This is a genomic window from Butyrivibrio proteoclasticus B316 (assembly GCF_000145035.1).
Classification (GTDB): domain Bacteria; phylum Bacillota; class Clostridia; order Lachnospirales; family Lachnospiraceae; genus Butyrivibrio; species Butyrivibrio proteoclasticus.
The window spans coordinates 1,885,420-1,905,579 of record NC_014387.1 but is presented as its reverse complement, the minus strand read 5'-3'; the positions used below and the strand labels follow the sequence as shown (position 1 = coordinate 1,905,579).

The 20,160-nt window shown below is 38.6% G+C and carries 21 protein-coding genes and 1 riboswitch; of the genes, 19 read left to right on the top strand and 2 right to left on the bottom strand.

Annotation, left to right across the window (positions count from 1 at the left end):
- The first annotated feature begins 20 nt into the window (after positions 1–20).
- The 8 genes from lepB to BPR_RS07855 all read left to right on the top strand — a co-directional run bounded on the left by lepB (position 21) and on the right by BPR_RS07855 (position 8,014).
- Positions 21–554 (top strand): signal peptidase I, encoded by a 534-nt coding sequence (lepB, locus tag BPR_RS07890; RefSeq protein WP_013280943.1) that lies wholly within the window; start codon positions 21–23, stop codon positions 552–554.
- Positions 554–1,315, top strand: a complete 762-nt coding sequence (locus BPR_RS07885) for a ribonuclease HII (RefSeq protein WP_013280942.1) — start codon at positions 554–556, stop codon at positions 1,313–1,315. Before lepB ends, BPR_RS07885 begins: the two co-directional genes overlap by 1 nt.
- A complete protein-coding gene (gene fliK, locus BPR_RS07880) occupies positions 1,312–3,075 on the top strand; it encodes a flagellar hook-length control protein FliK (RefSeq protein ID WP_013280941.1) in 1,764 nt (587 codons plus the stop codon). Before BPR_RS07885 ends, fliK begins: the two co-directional genes overlap by 4 nt.
- A 2-nt stretch (positions 3,076–3,077) precedes the next feature.
- Entirely contained in the window at positions 3,078–3,374 is a 297-nt protein-coding gene (locus tag BPR_RS07875) for an EscU/YscU/HrcU family type III secretion system export apparatus switch protein (RefSeq protein WP_013280940.1), read from the top strand.
- Positions 3,375–3,444: 70 nt separating this feature from the next.
- A complete protein-coding gene (locus BPR_RS07870) occupies positions 3,445–3,810 on the top strand; it encodes a YraN family protein (protein WP_013280939.1) in 366 nt (121 codons plus the stop codon).
- A gap of 18 nt (positions 3,811–3,828) precedes the next feature.
- Complete coding sequence (gene pgeF / locus BPR_RS07865) at positions 3,829–4,695, top strand: peptidoglycan editing factor PgeF (RefSeq protein ID WP_013280938.1); 867 nt, start codon at positions 3,829–3,831, stop codon at positions 4,693–4,695.
- Between the two features lie 122 nt (positions 4,696–4,817).
- Positions 4,818–5,516, top strand: coding sequence for a response regulator transcription factor (locus BPR_RS07860; protein ID WP_013280937.1), 699 nt, complete (start codon positions 4,818–4,820; stop codon positions 5,514–5,516).
- Positions 5,516–8,014, top strand: a complete 2,499-nt coding sequence (locus BPR_RS07855; protein ID WP_013280936.1) for a HAMP domain-containing sensor histidine kinase — start codon at positions 5,516–5,518, stop codon at positions 8,012–8,014. The genes BPR_RS07860 and BPR_RS07855 overlap by 1 nt, the downstream gene beginning before the upstream one ends.
- Before the next feature lie 142 nt (positions 8,015–8,156).
- On the opposite strand, the gene BPR_RS07850 is transcribed toward BPR_RS07855, so the two are convergent.
- Complete coding sequence (locus BPR_RS07850) at positions 8,157–9,356, bottom strand: ribose-phosphate pyrophosphokinase (protein WP_013280935.1); 1,200 nt, start codon at positions 9,354–9,356, stop codon at positions 8,157–8,159.
- 118 nt (positions 9,357–9,474) lie between these two features.
- Here BPR_RS07850 and BPR_RS07845 point away from each other — a divergent pair, with 118 nt between their 5' ends.
- Genes BPR_RS07845 through BPR_RS07830 form a run of 4 tightly spaced genes read left to right on the top strand, consistent with a single transcriptional unit; the run spans position 9,475 to position 13,938 of the window.
- The gene (locus BPR_RS07845; protein ID WP_042256771.1) at positions 9,475–10,833 is read left to right on the top strand and encodes a radical SAM protein; all 1,359 of its coding nucleotides are present in this window, start codon (positions 9,475–9,477) and stop codon (positions 10,831–10,833) included.
- A 53-nt stretch (positions 10,834–10,886) separates the two neighbouring features.
- Positions 10,887–12,215 (top strand): ribosome biogenesis GTPase Der, encoded by a 1,329-nt coding sequence (gene der, locus BPR_RS07840; RefSeq protein WP_013280933.1) that lies wholly within the window; start codon positions 10,887–10,889, stop codon positions 12,213–12,215.
- 1 nt (position 12,216) lies between these two features.
- The gene (locus tag BPR_RS07835; protein ID WP_013280932.1) at positions 12,217–12,900 is read left to right on the top strand and encodes a glycerol-3-phosphate acyltransferase; all 684 of its coding nucleotides are present in this window, start codon (positions 12,217–12,219) and stop codon (positions 12,898–12,900) included.
- Between the two features lie 15 nt (positions 12,901–12,915).
- Entirely contained in the window at positions 12,916–13,938 is a 1,023-nt protein-coding gene (locus tag BPR_RS07830) for an NAD(P)H-dependent glycerol-3-phosphate dehydrogenase (RefSeq protein WP_013280931.1), read from the top strand.
- Between the two features lie 231 nt (positions 13,939–14,169).
- Here the strand turns inward: BPR_RS07830 and BPR_RS21100 are convergent, their stop codons facing one another.
- Positions 14,170–14,349, bottom strand: coding sequence for a hypothetical protein (locus BPR_RS21100; protein ID WP_207636467.1), 180 nt, complete (start codon positions 14,347–14,349; stop codon positions 14,170–14,172).
- A gap of 364 nt (positions 14,350–14,713) precedes the next feature.
- A riboswitch (THF riboswitch) is annotated at positions 14,714–14,812 on the top strand.
- Between the two features lie 65 nt (positions 14,813–14,877).
- Between BPR_RS21100 and BPR_RS07825 the strand changes: the two genes are divergently transcribed.
- From BPR_RS07825 to BPR_RS07795, 7 genes are all read left to right on the top strand, one after another.
- Complete coding sequence (locus tag BPR_RS07825) at positions 14,878–15,441, top strand: folate family ECF transporter S component (RefSeq protein ID WP_042256767.1); 564 nt, start codon at positions 14,878–14,880, stop codon at positions 15,439–15,441.
- Positions 15,442–15,665: 224 nt separating this feature from the next.
- Positions 15,666–16,001 (top strand): PadR family transcriptional regulator, encoded by a 336-nt coding sequence (locus BPR_RS07820; RefSeq protein WP_013280929.1) that lies wholly within the window; start codon positions 15,666–15,668, stop codon positions 15,999–16,001.
- Positions 16,002–16,003: 2 nt separating this feature from the next.
- Positions 16,004–17,011: a permease prefix domain 1-containing protein gene (locus tag BPR_RS07815; protein ID WP_013280928.1), complete on the top strand. Its 1,008-nt coding sequence runs from the start codon at positions 16,004–16,006 to the stop codon at positions 17,009–17,011.
- Positions 17,012–17,016: 5 nt separating this feature from the next.
- Positions 17,017–17,733 carry a DUF4097 family beta strand repeat-containing protein gene (locus BPR_RS07810; RefSeq protein ID WP_013280927.1) on the top strand — a complete coding sequence of 239 codons (717 nt, stop codon included), beginning with the start codon at positions 17,017–17,019 and terminating at the stop codon, positions 17,731–17,733.
- Positions 17,734–17,948: 215 nt separating this feature from the next.
- On the top strand, positions 17,949–18,128 hold the full coding sequence (locus tag BPR_RS07805; protein WP_042256765.1) for a hypothetical protein: 180 nt from the start codon (positions 17,949–17,951) through the stop codon (positions 18,126–18,128).
- Positions 18,129–18,399: 271 nt separating this feature from the next.
- The gene (locus tag BPR_RS07800; protein ID WP_013280926.1) at positions 18,400–19,683 is read left to right on the top strand and encodes an aconitase X; all 1,284 of its coding nucleotides are present in this window, start codon (positions 18,400–18,402) and stop codon (positions 19,681–19,683) included.
- Positions 19,680–20,123: an aconitase X swivel domain-containing protein gene (locus BPR_RS07795; protein WP_013280925.1), complete on the top strand. Its 444-nt coding sequence runs from the start codon at positions 19,680–19,682 to the stop codon at positions 20,121–20,123. Before BPR_RS07800 ends, BPR_RS07795 begins: the two co-directional genes overlap by 4 nt.
- The last annotated feature ends 37 nt before the right edge of the window (positions 20,124–20,160 follow it).

The following is a 20,160-nucleotide window of genomic DNA, read 5'->3' as shown; positions in this document are numbered from 1 at the left end:
GCACGGATAGGCTGGAGAAGATGAATAAAGTATTAAAAGAAGTACTTAGTACAATCGTTTATTTTGGAGTTGTTTTTCTGCTGACTTTTTTGTTTATTACCTTTGTTATGCAGAGAACAGAAGTTAGTGGAAGTTCAATGAATCCAACTCTTATTGACAGAGATTCTCTTTTGATTGAAAAGGTGACATATAGATTTGGAGATGTTCATAGATATGATGTTATTGTATTTCCTTACAGATACGGGAATGAGGAATACTTTATTAAGCGTGTAATTGGACTTCCCGGAGAAACAGTCAGAATTGATGCTGATGGCAATATTTATATCAATGATGAACTTCTCAAGGAGAACTTTGGCGCTGAGATCATTCAGGATCCCGGTATAGCTGCCAGCGGTGTGACTCTTGGCAAGGATGAATATTTTGTTATGGGAGATAACAGAAACCATAGCATGGATAGCAGGGATCCGTCTGTTGGAAATATTCAAAAGAAAGATATATTAGGACATGCTTTTCTCAGAATATACCCATTTGATTCATTTGGGGGTATTAAATGATGGAAGCGATATCTCAGATAAAAGAAGCCTTAGCATCTTCACAGGATGTTGATGCATTAAAGCTATTTATAGAAAAATATGATTCCGATGAGAGAGCAGGAGTTAGAAAGCTAGTTGAGAATGCAGGCAAGAAGCTTGATTTATGGTACAAAGAGATTGCTCGTACTAATGAGATGAAGAAGTATGAGCGTGAGAATGCTGGCCTTGGGCTCTTATGCGGAATAGATGAGGTTGGCAGAGGCCCTCTGGCAGGACCTGTGTATGCAGCAGCTGTTATTTTGCCGACTGATTCAGAAATCTATTATCTAAATGATTCCAAGAAATTATCCGAAAAAAAGAGAGAAGAGCTTTATGATGTGATCATGGATAAAGCTATTTCTGTAGGAATTGGCTATAGTACTTGCGAGAGGATCGATGAGATCAATATTTTACAGGCTACCTATGAGGCTATGACCAAGGCTGTAAACAGCCTTTCTGTCAAGCCAGGTGGTCTTTTGATAGATGCTGTTCACATCCCTCAGCTTGAAGAATATAAACAGATATCTATAATCAAGGGAGATGCCAAAAGCGCATCCATAGCTGCAGCTAGTATAATTGCCAAGGTTACAAGAGACAGGATTATGAAAGATTACGCCAAAGAGTATCCTGAATATGGATTTGATTCAAACAAAGGATATGGAAGTGCGGATCATATAGCTGCCCTCAAAAAATATGGACCATGTCCTATTCACCGCAGATCTTTTATAGGTAATTTTGTATGAGTAATATTTCAGGCATAAACGGATCTGGTAAAAATATTATTATTGATGGAAGGGAGCAGACCAATGCTCCTTCCAAAGAAGCGCCCATAGAAGTTAAAAATGGCTCTACGCTTACCGGAAAAGTTCTGTCTGTTACTGATACGAATGGCGAGAAAATCGCTAATATAGATTTGGGAAATGCCACAATATCTGCCAAGTTATCTGAAGGCATGGGACTTAAGGAAGGGCAGATATTGAGCTTTTCAGTTCGTGGAACCGGTCCTAATGGAGTTACGATCACTCCGCTTCTCGAGAATACGTCAACTTATCAGAGCACTATGAAAGCCCTTATGGCTGCAGGCCTAGAAGTGACAGGCAATTCGGTGCAAATGGTCAAAGAGATGATGGAAGCCGGACTTCCAATTGACAAAACATCTCTTCTTGAAATGAGTAAAAATCTAAATACCTACTCAGGTACAAGTTTGTCTACACTTGTTGAAATGAAGAGTCTTAATATTCCAATTAACGAAAATAATATAGAGCAATATGGTAATTACAAAAACTATGAGCATCAGGTTACCATGGAGATGACAGAGATTATTGAAGAGCTTCCGAAGGCTTTTGATTCTCTATTGCAAAGTGGCAATACCAGTGCTGCAATTAATCTTTATGGAGAAGTTCTCAAGGCTTTTGCAGGAGAAGAAATTCAGGCGCAGATATCAGCTGCAGAATTATCCGGCTCTGAAAGCACAGAAATGGTAGAATCTGAAAACAGCCAGTTTGCTCATCAAGACATGGGTGATTTAGAAACTATTGCTGAAAATATGTCCGGGAAAGTTGCCATGGATCAGGAAGGTTCTGCAAACAGTTTGAATTCCTTAAATCCAGAGAATTCCACTGTAAATCAGAAAGCAGCATTGAATATACAGACTGATTCATATGAAGGAAAAGTACCTGTAAAACTATCAGATGATTTTCTTAATAACCTTGAAAACTTAGGTATTTCTGATAAGACAATTCAAAATTTACAAAAAGATCTGCTTGCAGGAAAACAAGATGCAACAAGTCAGCTTTTTAAAGAACTGGCAAATGCATTTGAGGAGGCTGATCTTTCTGATCCTGTTGAACTTACATCCTTTAAAAAGCTCTTTTCTTCTGATGAGTATGGCAAACTTTTAAAGGAAAACATTTCAAATCAGTGGCTCTTAAAGCCTCTTGATGTAGAGAAAAAGGAAAATATAGAGAATCTGTACCAAAGACTTGGAATTCAGGCAAAAGCTCTTGCTGAGTCAGTTACAAATGCTCTTGGAAGTGAGGCAAAGCTTGCACAATCTGCTAATAACCTTAGTAATAATCTGGATTTCATGAATCAGCTAAATCAGATGTTTCAGTACGTTCAACTGCCACTTCAGATGGCTGGGCAGAATGCTAATGGTGATCTCTACGTCTACAGAAATAAAAACAAAAAAATGAGCGAGGATGGATCAGTCAGCGCTATTTTACACCTCGATATGGAGAGCCTTGGTCCTGTTGATGTTTACGTTAAGCTTAAGGATACCAGGGTAACTACTAATTTCTATGTGGCTGATGATTCTGTAATCGAGCTTCTTAATGATAATATCCATATTTTAAGTGAAAGACTTGAGAAGCGAGGTTACACAATGAGTGCAAATATGATGCTTCATTCTGATAAAGGCGGCGAAAACGATGCAGTAGATGAACTTTTATCTGTAACAAGAACGCCTCTTTTATCTACAACTGCATTTGACGCGAGGGCGTAACTATGGCAGATAATAGCAAAAAAGATAAAGTTAAAACTGCGGTTGCTCTTGGATATGATCCAAATGAAGATGGGGCTCCTAAAGTAATTGCTTCCGGAAAGGGCGCACTCGCAGACAAGATCATTGAACAGGCCAAAGAGAACAAGATTCCTGTACATGAAGATGATAAACTCGCGGATACTCTGTCCAGACTTGAAATTGGGGAGATGATCCCTCCGGAGCTTTATGAAGTTGTAGCGGAGGTCCTTGTCTTTGTAGATGCTATGGATAAAATCAAGGCTAAAGATAAGAAGAAATAAAACAGTATTAGACAAATGGATTTTTATGTGTTAATATTCCTTCTATGTTTTTTAGATGGGAATAAAATATATGAATAAACGACAAGTGGGAGATTACTACGAAAAACTTGCCTGTGAATATCTGCGAAGGTCCGGAGCTTGTATCATTGAAAGAGATTACAGAGCATTTCGGGGTGACATAGATATTATAGCTCGTGATGGCATTTATTTATGCTTTATTGAGGTTAAATACAGGAAAGATAATAAATATGGCGCTCCTGAGGGCGCTGTCACAATTTCTAAACAAAGACAAATCTGTAAGCTTTCCAAGCTTTATCTTTATTCCAGAGTTAAATCCATTGATGTTCCAATAAGATACGATGTTATAGCAATTACTGATGATGAAAATGTCCCGGTTATTAAATGGCATAAGAATGCCTTTGATTATGTGGGATGAATACAGGGAGTAAATATTATGGGAAATGTTTTGATAAAAAGAACCGGTGATAAGAAGGAAGTCGAACTTAAAGAAAAAAATGGAGTATATTATCTTGTTTTTCCGAGAATTGAAGAACTTGGTATTGTAGAGCATTTATTCAGTACGAGATTAGGCGGCGTTAGTAAGGGGTGTTACAGTGAAATGAATCTCAGCTATACAAGAGGTGATGACAAGGAAGCTGTTGATGAGAATTATATGAGAATCTCTGATGTTTTAGGACATGGACATAAGCTTGATGACTTTGTTTCAACCTATCAGACTCATACAACTAATATAAGGGTTGTAACAGAAGAAGACAGGGGAAAAGGCCCGCAAAGGCCAAGAGATTACATGGATATTGATGGACTTATTACGAATGTTCCCGGAATTATTCTTTCTACATTCCATGCGGATTGCCCTCCGGTTTATTTTGTGGATCCTGTTCATAAGGCTATTGGTCTTTCTCATTCAGGATGGAAAGGAACAAAAGGAAAAATCTCTGCAAAGACAATTACCGCTATGGCTGATAACTATGGAACTGAGGCAAAAGACCTGGTGTGTGCTGTAGGACCATCTATATGTGGCCCATGCTATGAAATTGGTGAAGATGTTGCGGATGAATTTGCTGAGAGCTTTTCAAAGGATGAACTGGAGAATAAAAGAATACTCATACCTTATCCCAACAATAAGTATAGATTGTATTTGTGGAATGCAATAAAGCAGACTCTTTTGGAGTGTGGAGTTTTGGAAGAAAATATTATAGTTACGGATGTTTGTACTAAATGTAATTCCGATATTTTGTTTTCTCATAGGGTACAGCACGAAGAACGCGGTAACCTTGCGGCTTTCTTGTGCTTGAAATAATTATAATAAACGAATAAACGTAAATTTATTAAGAAAACTGGGAAAAAAATTAAGAAATTTCGATGGTAAATCTTAAGAATTAACTGATTTAATATAAGTATAGTTGTTTAAAGGTGGATGAAATGGAAAATATTCTTGTATGTGATGATGATAAAGAGATTGTTGAAGCGATTGAAATCTATTTGGAAGAGGAAGGATTTAGAGTTTTCAAGGCTTATGACGGAGTTGAGGCTCTTGAGATACTCAGACAGGCCAGAATACAGCTTGCTATTGTTGACATCATGATGCCCAGAATGGATGGAATCAGGCTAGTCAAGGAAGTGCGCAGGTTCAGTACTATTCCTGTCATCTTTTTATCAGCCAAGTCAGAAGATGCTGATAAGATTTTGGGACTTAATATAGGAGCGGATGATTATATTACAAAACCTTTTAATCCGCTTGAGCTTATTGCAAGGGTCAAATCAAATCTCAGAAGATATACGACTCTTGGATCTGAGGTAACAAATGACAATGTCTATACAGTTGGAGGACTTGTCATCGATGATAATTCCAAGGAATGCTTTGTTTTTGGAGAGAATATCAAGCTTACTCCTGTTGAATACAACATATTATGTTTTCTTGTTAAGAACAAAGGAAAAGTATATTCAATCGAGCAGATTTATGAGCACATTTGGAATGAATCTGTCGGAGGTAGATCCGACAACACAATTGCTGTTCATATAAGGCATATTAGAGAGAAGATTGAAATCAATCCTAAAGATCCTAAATTCCTTAAGGTTGTTTGGGGAGTAGGATACAAAATTGAAGATGAGGTTTTGTGATGCGTTTAAACATACGGCTCAAGAAAATACTTAGAATATCGCAGCATTTGTTTGCAGGCTTTATAGCTTTTGTACTTGCGTATTCTGTATCCAGTTCCAGCATAGTTATAACAGGAGCGGATGGGGATTATTCATATAATCTGTATAAATCTGACAGATCCAGAACATATGAGGAATCTCTTTTATTCAACAACATTTTAGGTAACAATGCTTCGAATGTATTAAGGCTTGTTGCTGAAAGATCTCAGTTTGAGAATGGCGGCACATATGATGGCAACAAAAAAATAGATGTCACAGCTTATATTAACAGGGCATTTATGCTTCCGGGTGATTATATTACAGCCGTCTATTATATTTCAGACATTCTTAAATGGGGACAGAGTGGTATAAGTGTAGAGACTAGAAACTTTACAGAAGAAGAGAGTGCCGCTTTTTTGAGCCAGTCGACTACCTACACACATCTTAAGAACAACAATGTGTCCGGAGGAGTAAACTCTTTCCTTAATTCTCAGATTGATGATAATACACTTACCTTTACAGTTGCAGGAAATGGTAATTATGAGGCTGGTTCACACAATATTCTTATTTCCAGGTATCAGACTGTAGATGGCAAGAACATCGAGGATATTGTATCCAGTTGGGATGAATACATTCTCTTGTGTACTTATATACAGGAGACAATAGGGGATATTTCCAATAACTACAAGGAGTATGGATCTCTTTTAAATTATTATACATTTCAGAATAGCAACATTAGATATTATGTTTCCAGAACAATCAATGGTAAGTCTGAGATTTATACCAATGTGAATGACCTTGTCAAGGATACGGTTGGAGTCGATATAGGAAGCGTCTTCAAGGAATATGGCAGCTATATCTATTATTGCCCCTATGAACTTAAGTATGAGACTAATACCAAGATTAAAGAGAGTGTCTTTAAATCTTTGATTGGCCCATATGGGTATGCTTTTCCTGATCAGACCAAAATATATATTGCAGTTGATACAGCAAATTATCCATGCTCAGATGATTTTACAAGTGGTAAGAGCAGCTTTACCAAATATATGCCATACAGGACTCAGCTTTACATTTTGGGAGTGATCGCTGCACTTGCTTATTTGATAATCTTTATGCTCTTATTCAGGGATGCCAGACAGGACAAAGAAAAAGTATCAGATGAAGATGTGATTGCTATGCAGACAGATAGTGGCAACAAGATAAATACGGAATCGGTGTTTATCCTTGGGGCTTTAATTATAGTTTTTCCTGTAGCAGCTTTGATAATTGCCAGTTATATTAAGGGAACAACATTAATGAAGATGACTCAGCTGCAGGCTTTTCCGTATATTCTCGGAGTATCTGCCATTATTGCTGATGTTGGACTTATGTATATTGTTTATGAGTTTACAAGGAGAATAACAGGCAAGAGTCTTTGGAAGAACAGCTTTACTCGAAAAATAAGTTTTGGAGCCAGAAATCTGATTATCAATGCTACTGATAACGGAAGTGTATTTATCAGAACCTGGATTCCGTATGTAATCTTTGTAGTAATTAATCTATTACTGTTTAAGATAGGCATTGCAGGAATAATAATAGCAGCATTTATGGATTTTCTTATCGGAATCTTTTTGTACAGACAGAATACTGACAGGGATAAGATAATTCATGTAATAGAGAATATTAAAAATGGTGATGTTAAGGCTAAGGTAGATGTAAGAGAGCTTCATGCTGACAATATACTTCTTGCAGATGCGGTTAATTCTATCGGAGAAGGAATAGAGAAGGCTGTAGATACCAGTATGAAGGATGAGAAGCTCAAGGCTGACCTTATAACAAATGTTTCTCATGATATTAAGACTCCGCTTACCTCGATAATAAACTACATAGGTCTTATCAAGCGAGAGAACATAGATAACGAGAAAGTTAAAGAGTATGTCGAAGTACTTGATGTTAAGTCTGCCAAGCTTAAACAGCTTATTGAGGATCTTTTGGATGCATCCAAGATAAGCTCAGGAAATATCAGTATTCAGATGAGCAAAATAAACTTTGTCGAAATGGTCAATCAGAATATTGGTGAATTTTATGAGAAGTTTGAAAATGCTAATCTTCAGCCGATTTTCAGATGCTCTCAGCCAAGTATTCAGATCATGGCAGATCCAAGACATCTCTGGAGAGTAATAGAGAATCTTTTTAGTAATGCATGTAAATATGCTCTAAAGGGAACGAGAGTTTATATGGACCTTAAGCTGATTGAAGAAGAAGATGGTGGTAAAAAGGCTGTATTTTCCATCAAGAATATATCAGACAAGGAACTTGATATGGATGGAGACGATCTTTCTGAGAGATTTATAAGAGGAGATGAGTCCAGAACGACAGAGGGAAGCGGACTCGGACTTTCAATAGCCAAGAATCTTACAGTTGCTCAGAATGGCGACTTTAAGATCAGGCTCGATGGAGACTTATTTAAAGTAATCCTGACTTTTGATGCTGTAGAATAATACTGTTATTGGAGAATTCATACACAGTATCTGCGTATTATCTTGAAAAAGGCTTAGGTAGAAATTAGCTACCTAAGCCTTTTATAAAAGACTAAGAAATTACCAAAACCCAGGATCAAATTTCTCTACTGAAAGTGACACTTTAATCAAATAACTCGGTAGGAGTCTTGCATCCGGAATTGTATTTGCCTACAATCTCGTGAATCTTATCTGTTGGCATATTAACAGTTGACATTGATGCATCATGATTGAGGAAGTCAATGATAGTAGCCAGGAATTTACCCATGTCAGCTATAAATATATATTCTCTGGATGTTACATCCTCATTCATGTATGTGAGATTTGTAGTAATAACAGCATCGAAATAACCGTTTTTGTATCCTTCATCAAACTTGCTCATTCCATCTGTGAAAAGACCAAAGGTTGTACAGATAAATACTCTCTTGGCACCCATGTTCTTGAGCTGCTTGGCTGTATCAATCATGCTGGATCCGGAAGAAATCATGTCGTCAATAATGATAACGTCACGTCCCTGAATGTCGGAACCAAGGAATTCGTGAGCAACAATAGGGTTTGTTCCGTTTACTACATGAGCATAGTCACGTCTCTTATAGAACATACCTGTGTCAGCACCGATAACGTTAGCAAAATAAACTGCTCTGTCCAGAGCGCCTTCGTCCGGTGATATAACTGTGAGATGATCCTTGTCAACTACAAGATCGTCAATATGAGAAAGAAGAGCCTTCATAAACTGGTAAGATGCAAGGAAGTTATCAAAACCGCCAAGTGGCTTGGCATTTGAAATTCTAGGGTCATGTGCATCAAAAGTTATGAAGTTTGAAATGCCCATATCGTGCAATTCCTTAAACATCTGAGCTGCATCGAGAGATTCCATGCCATTGCGCTTATGCTGCCTTCCTTCATACAGGAATGGCATGATGACATTTATTCTCTTTGCTTTACCAGTAATTGCACCGATAACTCTCTTGAGGTCCTGATAGTGGTCATCAGGAGATTTATGATTGAGGTAATTGTACATCTTGTAAGTGATGCTGTAATTACATACATCAGTAAGGATGTATACGTCATTGCCTCTAACGCTTTCGGAAATAGTAGCTTTGGCTTCTCCGCTGGCAAATCTGTTGAGATTAAACTTAATCTGATAGCTATCCTTGACGTATCCGTGGAATGCAGGATCATTTTCCGGCATCTTGTAGAGTTCATGTCTGAACTGTGCGATGTATTTGTCGACACTATCTCCAAGTTCCTTAGCAGATTCCATAACGATTAGATTAAGTGGAGCTACAGGAATAGTACCTTCAAGCTTGTGAAAATCTGGCATTTTTTTCCCCTTTGTATTATATTATTATGCGGTTTGAAAAATTACGCATTTCTCCAAATACAGTTTTACCATCTGTTTTACTGACACGTCAAGGATATTATTGTATAATAAAAAAGCTATGAATAAATATAATGGACATTTAATAGGCAATGTTGAACCTGGAAGCATTGCAGAAGAACTTAATATAGAAAAAGGAGACATCCTCCTTAAAATAAATGATCAGGAACTTGAAGATGTTTTTGATTTTCAGTACCTTGTTCAGGATGAACATTTAGATGTTCTGATCAGGAAGGCTGACGGTGAAGAGTGGCTTCTTGATATTGACAAAGATTATGATGAGGATCTTGGAATCGAGTTTGAAAACGGACTTATGGATGATTACAGATCCTGTAGCAATAAATGCATCTTTTGTTTTATTGATCAGATGCCTAAGGGCATGAGAAAGACTCTTTATTTTAAGGATGACGATTCCAGACTTTCTTTCCTGCAGGGTAACTATGTTACACTTACGAATATGTCTGACAAGGATATAGACAGGATTCTTAAATATCATTTGTCGCCAATTAATATTTCTTTTCAGACTACCAATCCTGAGCTTAGATGCAAAATGCTTGGAAACAGATTTGCAGGTGAAGCACTAAAAAAAGTTGACAGGCTCTGTGCTCCGGGAACTGGAATTGAGATAAACGGACAGATTGTTTTGTGTAAGGGTGTTAACGACGGAGATGAACTGACAAGATCAATTTCAGATCTGACCAAGTATATACCTAATCTACAGAGCGTATCAGTTGTACCTGTCGGCCTTTCCAAGTTCAGAGATGGACTTTATCCGCTAGAGCCCTTTAACAGCGAGGATGCTGCCAAGGTCATCGATGAAATAGAGAGCTGGCAGCGCAAGGTTTATGATGAACATGGCATTCATTTCATTCACGCAAGTGATGAGTGGTATTTCCTTGCTGGAAGAGATTTTCCTGAGGAAGAGAGATACGACGGCTATATTCAGCTTGAAAACGGCGTCGGCATGATGAGACTTCTTATAAATGAATATAATGAAGCTCTTGAAGCGGTTCTTTCTGATCACAAGGATCATGTAGATTCTCTTAACAGACATATTTCTATTGCAACAGGTAAACTTGTATATCCCAGCATCAAGGAGCTTGCTGATAGGGCGATGGAAGTTTGTCCTGGACTTAAAGTGACTGTTTATGAGATAATCAATGAGTTTTTTGGCGAGAGAATAACTGTATCAGGACTTTTGACAGGACAGGACATTATCAAACAGCTAAGAGATCAGGATTTGGGAGAAGAGCTGTTTCTTCCCGAGAATCTTCTAAGGAGCGGAGAAGATTACCTTCTTGACGATGTCAGAATTGGTGATATAGAAAGAGAACTGGGAGTCAAGGTTGGTATATCCAAGTGCGATGGACATGATCTTGTGTCAGTTCTACTTGATATTCCTGTTGATGAAATCTTTTAATAAGTAACCTGTGTATTTAGGTACATTAATTTAGTTATAGATAAGGATAATTTATGAGTAAAAGAAATATTGTAGCAGTGGTCGGAAGACCTAATGTAGGTAAATCTACACTTTTTAATGCTCTTGCCGGTAGCAGGATTGCTATTGTGCAGGATACTCCAGGTGTAACGAGAGACAGAATATATCAGGATGTAGAATGGCTCAATCACAGCTTTACCCTGATCGATACAGGTGGTATTGAACCTGATTCCAAGGATATTATCCTTGCCCAGATGAGAGACCAGGCGCAGATTGCCATTGATACCGCAGATGTAATTATTTTCATGGTTGATGTCAAGCAGGGACTTACCGATTCTGATTCCAAGGTTGCAGATATGCTGAGAAAATCAGGTAAGCCAATAGTTCTCTGTGTCAACAAGGTTGATAATTATAACAGAGATTCTATGGATGTTTATGAGTTCTATAATCTTGGAATCGGCGAGCCTTTCCCTATTTCTGCGGTTAACAAGCAGGGTATTGGTGACCTCCTTGAGGAAGTTGTCAGTCACTTCAGCAAGAGCTCAACTGATGAGGAGGAAGATGATAGCGTCAAGATTGCAATCATTGGTAAACCTAATGTTGGTAAATCATCAATTATCAATAAGCTTATCGGTGAGAACAGACTTATCGTATCTGATATAGCTGGAACAACACGAGATGCTATTGATACTCCGGTTAAGTACAATGGCAAAAAATATACATTTATTGATACAGCCGGACTTCGCAGGAAGAACAAGATCAAGGATGAGCTTGAACACTATATGATCGTCAGGACAGTTGGTGCAGTAGAGAGAGCTGATGTGGCAATTCTTGTTATTAACGCTGAGGATGGCGTAACTGAGCAGGATGCCAAGATTGCCGGAATTGCTCATGAGAGCGGCAAGGCGGTTATCATAGCTGTCAACAAGTGGGATCTTATTGAGAAGGATAATCATTCTGTCAAAGAGTTTACCAAGGACATCAGAAACACTCTTGCCTTTATGAACTATGCGGAGATTATATTTATTTCTGCTGAGACAGGACAGAGACTGGTTAAACTCTATGACATGATCGATATGGTTTCGGAGAACCATGCCCTTAGAGTATCCACAGGTGTTCTTAACGAGATCATGACACAGGCAGTTGTAATGCAGCAGCCACCGAGTGATAAGGGTAAGATTCTCAAGCTTTATTACATTACTCAGGCTTCTGTTAAGCCGCCGACATTTGTTATTTTTGTAAATGACAAGAAACTGATGCACTTTAGTTATACCAGATATATAGAGAATCAGATAAGAGAGGCCTTCGGATTTAAGGGCACTCCACTCAGATTTATCATAAGGGAGAGGAAAGAGGATAAGTAATATGGAACTTGGTTTGTTGGTGGAGAGGTTAATTTGCATTACCATTGGATACATTTTTGGAATGATCCAGACAGCTGTTTTTTATGGCAGATTAAAAGGGGTAGACATCAGAAAAGTTGGAAGTGGCAACGCCGGAACAACTAATACACTCAGAGTTTTAGGCCCCAAGGCAGGAGGCATAGTTCTTCTTGGAGATATGCTCAAGTGTATGATAGCTATTTTCATCACATACCTTCTTTTTGGCAGAAGCAATCCTGATTATATTATTCTGTTCATGACATATACTGCAGCAGGAGCTGTTCTTGGTCATGACTTTCCTGTAACACTTCGTTTCAAGGGCGGTAAGGGGATTGCATGCACAGCCGGTTACACAATTTATCTTGGAATTCAGTTTACATGGCTGTTTATTCTTATGGGAGTAGTATCTTTTTTCCTTCCGTTTAATCTTTTTCATATAGTATCAGTGTGCAGCCTTTTCTATTACACTGCGCTTCTTATCATGACAGTTATTTATGGTCAGATGGGACTATTTGGAGCACTTCCTCAGGGAGCTCTTATAGAAGTTTATATTATTGTTGCACTACTTACGATCCTTGCTTTTTATCAGCACAGAGGCAATATCAAGAAGCTTTTTGCAGGCCAGGAGAGAAAGACTTACGTTTTCAAGAAAAATAAGATTGACTGATTAGGAGAGACTATTTTGGAAAAAGAGATAGGCATAGTAGGTGCGGGCAGTTGGGGCATTGCACTTGCATATTTGCTTAGAAATAACGGACATAAGGTTACTGTATGGTCCAGAAGGCAGGAGACTGTAGATAAATTAAAGGCATATCACGGCAACGAAGATAAGCTTCCTGGAGTGATTCTTGATGATTCTGTTGTGTTTACTTGCAACATGGAGGAAGCTGTCAGAAATAAGGACCTTATTGTGCTTGTTGTTCCCTCTGCTCATATGAGAGAGACTGTTAAGCTTATGGCACCATTTGTTGATGGCAATGATGAGCATCAGCAGATCATTGTAAACTGCTCTAAGGGAATTGAGGAACAGAGCCTTATGGTTATGTCTGATGTAATTCTTGATGAAATCCCGGGATGTCAGGTTTGTGTAATGTCAGGTCCTTCTCATGCTGAGGAGGTTGGAAAGGGAATGCCGACTTCAATTGTAGTGGGAGCATTTGACAAGGAAACAGCAAGGCTTGTTCAGAATGTCTTTATGAGTAATGTTTTCAGGGTATATATCAGCCCGGATATGCTTGGCATAGAAATAGGTGCTGCTCTTAAGAATGTCATTGCTCTTGCAGCAGGTATTGCTGATGGATACGGACTTGGAGATAATGCCAAGGCGGCTCTGATTACCAGAGGTATTGCAGAGATCGGAAGACTTGGAATGGCTATGGGAGGTAAATTTGAAACTTTCAGCGGCCTTTCAGGAATCGGAGATCTTATAGTAACCTGTGCTTCTATGCATTCCAGAAACAGAAGAGCAGGAATTCTTATTGGACAGGGTAAATCCATGCAGGAAGCTATGGATGAGGTTAAGATGGTAGTAGAAGGCGTATACAGTGCTAAGGCTGCCAGACTTCTTGCAGAAAAATATGAAGTTGAGATGCCAATCGTCACAGCAGTTAATCAGGTCCTTTTTGAGGGCAAGTCACCAGCTGAAGCACTTAATGATCTGATGATCAGAGATAAAAAGATCGAGAGCAGCAACCTCGATTGGTAATTGCCGGTTATTATTCATGGATTATCTCCGCGTCACGACCCGCCGCAGGTTATTACGCTCGCGCAAGAGGCATTTTTTTGCCACTCCTGCCGGGATTTCATGGCCTTAAAAATTCAGCCGTCTATTCTATGGCTCAAAGTACTCACATCCTCGGCCTGGTTTCAAGCAGATGTTGTTGCATGCGAGTCTGAGATGGCAAAGGCGATTTTCTAATGTTTCCATAGCATTTTTTCACGATGCATGCGAAGCTTTGTTTGAAGCAGGACGGAGCGTTAGTTTTGAAAATATGAAAATGACATATGATGCGTAGCATCTATAAAAAGAGAAGAACTCAACTTCTTCAAGTTTACTTGAAAGATTGAGTTCTTCTCTTTTTAATACGCTCGCTATTGCGAGCTTTGTCATTTTCATTTAGTAGATTTCTTATCCGTCCTGCAAGTTTTGCTGAGCATGCATCAATAAAAGAAAAAATGCGGAAACATCTAAGAAAATCTGCCTTTGTCAGTGACGAGCAGGCAATAACACTGCGTGGATAAAAGGGCCGTCGAATGTTCAGACAGTTGAGCCAAAGCTAGAATATCGGGCTGAATTTGTGAGGCTCATGAAATAACCCGGCACTCACAAAGGCGCAAAAATGCCTCTTTGCGAATCGCTTATGTCCCTGCAGGCGGGCCGTGACGCGGAGTGAGTATGTTGTGATCAGTAATAATTGCTAAAGAAAATATTGCAATTATATTGCTTATAATGTATTATGATGTCAAATAAAAAATGTTTATGCAGAGTAGACGCTACAGCGTTAAGTGCCAGATAGACAGGGAGTTGCTATTTGGACGAAGGGTTTTGACCCGCGGTTCTAGTGTCGCATCCCGCTGCTACATCAAAGATATCGATATTTATGCCTCTGATGTGGTTGAAGGAAACTGCAAAGGAGGTATTATTATGTCACAAAAATCTATCGCAACTCACACAAACACATTCGCATCGATCAGCAGACTCAAAGAGACTAAAGTCCTTACGTTTTGCGGAATGATGGGAGCACTCGCAATTGTTCTCGGCTACGTTGCTACTATCAAATTTGGACCGTATATCAGGATTGGCTTTTCCGGACTTCCTAATCAGGTTGTTGATTATCTTTTTGGACCATGGATCGGAGCTATATTTGGCGGAACAATGGATGTTGTTAAGTGGTTTTTATCCGGTGATGGGGATTTCTTCCCTGGCTTTACTATTACAGCTATGGTTGGCGCAATTATTTATGGGTTATTTACTTATAATAAGCCTGTTAAGCTGTGGAGAGTAATTGCTGCTCAGCTTACGGTCAAGATTGTATGTAACCTTGTGCTTAACACATTGTGGCTGAATCTCTTATATGGACAGGCTATAGCAGCTATTCTTCCTGGCAGGATCGTTTCCAATGCTGTAATGCTTCCTGTTGATACAGCCATTATGTTCATAATGCTTACAGCGGTCAGGACAACGATCAAGCCGTTTTTTGACAAATAATTTTAAAATACTGATAAAAAGTTTTTGATGCAGAACACCTATTTTCGGGCACTTTTACGTGCTTTGAAATAGGTGTTTTATTTTTCGTATATTTTTTTACAAATACTGTTGACATACTACGACTGCCGTGGTATATTTACTACGTCAGATGTACTACGACAATCATAGTATGTCAGACATAGTACGACAGACATATTATTATCCGGAAAGGAGATGCTAACTGAATGATAGAGATCAGCAGTGATGTCATTAGAGGGTATAATGACACGATCATTCTCTTCATCCTGCTGGAAGAACCTTCCTATGGCTATGAGATTTCCAAGAAGATAAGATCATTATCTGAAGAGAAATACATAATTAAAGAGACAACCTTATATTCAGCGTTCACCAGAATGGAGAAGAACGGATATATCGAGTCCTATAGCCAGAATGCAGAGAATGGCAAGAAGAGAACCTATTACCGAATTACGCAGTTGGGGAGAGACTACTACGCTGAGAAATGCGCAGAGTGGAATTTGACTAAAGAGGTTATTGAGAAGTTTATCAGAGGAGATAAGTGACTATGGAAACAATTAAGAATTATTTGGAAACAATGTTTGCTAATTTACCAAATACAGTTGAGGTTAAGAATGCCAAGGATGAGCTCTTTTCCATGATGGAAGATAAGTATAGCGAACTCATCGCAGAGGGTAAGCCTGAGAACGAGGCAGTTGGAATTGTTATATCAGAATTTGGCAATTTTGATGAGCTTGCTGAGAGCCTTGGTATTGATCAGGTGATCAATCAGGAGAGTGCTTCTGTAGACAGGAGAATTCTTACTACATCTGAAGTTATAAATTATGTTGCTGATTGTACAAGACGCAGATTTATCCTGGCATTTGGTACTATGATGTGCATTCTTGCTCCTGTTGGACCGATTATCTTTAGTGCTATGGGTGATGCAATTGGCGTAGGCAATCTTGTAATGATCGGGGTTTTACTTTTGTTTATATGCGTTGCTATTGGTGTTGGAGCAATTATTTTCTCGGCGTTTATCAATAATGAATGGAAATTCCTTGATAAAGAGCTCTGCAGTATTGATTACGCTACGGCTGAAGCTGTTGCAAGGTCCAAGGATGAGAATCAGATGACCAGAGGATTGTTTCTTACAATTGGTATTATGCTGTGTATCATCAGTTTCATTCCGGTAATCGTATTTGAGACTATTTTCCAGTCACCAATCAATATACTTTCAGATGGACTTGGCCCTGCATTTATATTTGTAGGTGTTGGAATAGGAGTTATGTTTATTCTTATGTCATCAGCCAAGGATGCAGCATATTCCAAGATCCTTTCTCTTAATGATGTGGACACTATAGCAGGAAATTATGAGCCTGTAGTAAAAGAGAGAAAGAATTACGTTAATAATTTTGCTAAAGATTTCATGTCAATGTATTGGAAAATAGTGCTTTGCATATACCTTATAGTCAGCTTTTCATCTTTTAACTGGGGATCAACATGGATTATCTGGATTATAGCCGGAATTATCAGAAAGCCACTTGAGAGGATTCTGCTTTCAGAGAGGAGATAATTATCATGAAAAATTTGCTTTCGTTTGTTTTGGTCATAGTAACTATAGCTGCTGTTTGCTACGGAGTTTATAAATACTTACTTCCACAGGACAATAAAACTGAATATCAGCAAGATTTTGGAACTTCGGCTGAGAACATTACAATTTCTGCATCATTATTGAATCTTGAGGTAAAAGAGGGAGATTCTTTTGCGGTAGAATATGAGGGCTCTGAAAAACTTTGCCCTGAATGTACTTATGATGAGAACAGCAAAACTTTTTCAATAATCCAGCCGGAGTATAAGCCAAAGAAAAGGCAGATTTCAGATGAAAATGAACTGACTGTATATATTCCCAGGAATGCTGAAATTAACGTTTTTAAACTTGTTAATGCTATTGGAGATACTGACCTTGGTCATCTCAAGGCTAAAGAGGTAAAACTCGTTATTGATCTTGGAAGTGTTAAGTCAGAGAAGATTGAAACCGGAAAATTGCGAGTAGAAGCAAATCTTGGTGATGTTAAGATTGATGAATGTAGCTGCAAAGATATTGATATTGTTGCTAATCTTGGCAATGTTGAGATTGGGGTTGACGGTGATATCAAGAACTATTCTATTGGAGCAAGCGCCTCTTTGGGTGATATAGAGATAGGTTCTGATAAGTATAGTAACAATTATGTGCAGACAGGAAGCGAAGGATCAATTAAGATAAAATGTTCACTCGGCAATGTGAAAATTAAATAATAGATCTGTAAGCCGGAAGCTTGGTATTTACTTGGTTTCCGGCTCTTTTATTGTTTATGTTCTAAATGTTGTGGTATTCTAATTTGAAATATCAATATATAGTTATCAAAAATTCATATACAGTTTATCCATTTTTTAGAATATATGGTATATAATTATTTCATGAACTACTACATGTTGTATCCGGATAGCAAGAGATAAAAGGAGAGACTAACATGAGGCATTCATACACAAAAGAAGTAGTTATATCCAGAGGGCCTAAGACCATAACTGCCATGATGATTGGTGGCAGATACAAAGACCCCAGGCAACTCGAAATAATAATAAAGAGCATTACTTCAACTCTTTTGCTCACAGGTGCCGCAATAGTTTCGGCATATTTAACTATGATGTAACGCGTTCTCCCTATTTAATACATCACCTCCAAAGATCAGCAGGTATGCAACCCCTATATGCATACCTGCTGATCGATTTTTATGCTATAGGATATTTCTCCGAAATTCCTATAGCATAAAAAAGAACTGTAAAATAAATATTCAAATGCCCGTAAACAGCCTTGAATTAGGGAGTTTCAAAAAATATAATTAATTACAGGCAAATTTACGTTTTATAGTGAATCAATAAAATGTAGCGAATAAATGATATGTGCATTTATTGGAGGGGTGTATGAAACTAACAAAAGAACAGCAGGAAATTTATGATGGAAAAAAGGGGGAAACCTACGCCAAGATCATGGAGACACTAGTCCGCTATGGAGAACTCTTCGGAGCGGAAGAAATGGCTGAAGTTACGGGTAAATATGGCCATCTTGTTACAAGCTTTGGACTAAAGGTAATTGATCCGGTTTACAAGCTTATGGACGAGCTTATCAGTGCAGGTGTCGTTTCCAAACAGAAATTCACTATGGATCCAAGACCTCTTGATAAGAATGTTCCGTCCGGACTTGTACAGGATATTGTATTTTACAAGTTTATGTATTCAGAGCAAAAGAGATATGAGAAGCAGCTTGATAAGCTGGGACTTATGAGTAAAGATGGCTTTTCCTGCGCTTGTTATTTTGATGAGCAGGGAAATAAGCCGGGGAAAGGTGACATACTTAGCTGGGCTGAGTCATCTGCAGTTGTTTATGCCAATTCAGTTTTGGGCGCAAGGTGCAACAGAAATTCAGGTATTATAGAACTCTTTGGTTCTATTTTGGGCTGCGTTCCTAAATTTGGACTTCTAACTGACGAGGGAAGAAAAGCTACCTGGAAAGTGGAAGTTAAGACCAAAAAGCTTCCGCCTGCGCAGGTCCTTGGCTCAGCTATCGGAATGAAGGTTATGGAGGATGTTCCATATGTATATGGCCTTTCTGAATTTCTTGGGACAGAGCTGACACCGGATGTTTGTGACTATCTCAAGAACTTCGGCGCAGCTACAGCTTCAAATGGTGCAGTAGGACTATATCATATAGATAAGCTTACTCCTGAGGCCAAAGAGCTTGGAGAGAGCATTATAGCTGATGATGCCAAAACATATGTAATAGATGATGCCGAGATTCAAAGAGTCATTGACAGCTATCCTGTTATTTGGAAAAATGTGGATGCCAAGCCTAAGATGTGCTTTATTGGATGTCCGCATCTGTCAAAAAATGAGCTTATAGGCTGGATACATGATATTTATGAAGAAGTTAAGAAAAATGGCAGAAGGACTACTGTCATTCCAACAGTACTCACAGCGGCTCCCGGCGTCTTAAAAGAGATCAAGGGGACTAAAGAAGAAAGCATGGCAGAAGAGATAAAGCTCACTCTTAGTTATATCTGCCCACTTATGTACTGCGATAATCCGCTTGTACATTCTGTTCCAATAATTACAAACTCCAATAAGCTAAGGACATATACATCCTGTAGGTTTTATGAGGACGATAAGATACTTGAAATGATTACAGGCAAGGGGAGGAAAAAATCATGAAAGAGTTTAAGGGCAGAGTTGTAATTCCGGGACAGTGCAGTGCAAAGGCACTGGTTTCTCACGTCGGATTTAATACACTGGCAAGCTATCAGACAAGTTTTTTGACAGGCGATAAAAAAGCGACCTGTTCAGACCAGAATAATCCGGATATTTATAAAAAGCCTATGGCAGGAGTTGCTTTGTGTCTTCCACAGACAATAGGCTCTACTACCGGCGGAATGATATTATATACTGCAGCTGACTATGGAAGACAGCCGGCTTGTATGCTGTTCTCCGGACCAATAGATTCTATTGGCGCTGCGGGAGTTCTTTTGGCGGATATTTGGACTGATGCTAAAATGCCTACCATAGACAGTCTCGGAGAAGAATTCCTGTCATATGTTCAGACCGGAATGCAGATAACTGTCAGGGATGGAGGCGTTGTTGAAGTCTCTGAGTAAAATATACTATATCTTGTAGTTGCAAAATAGAACGTCT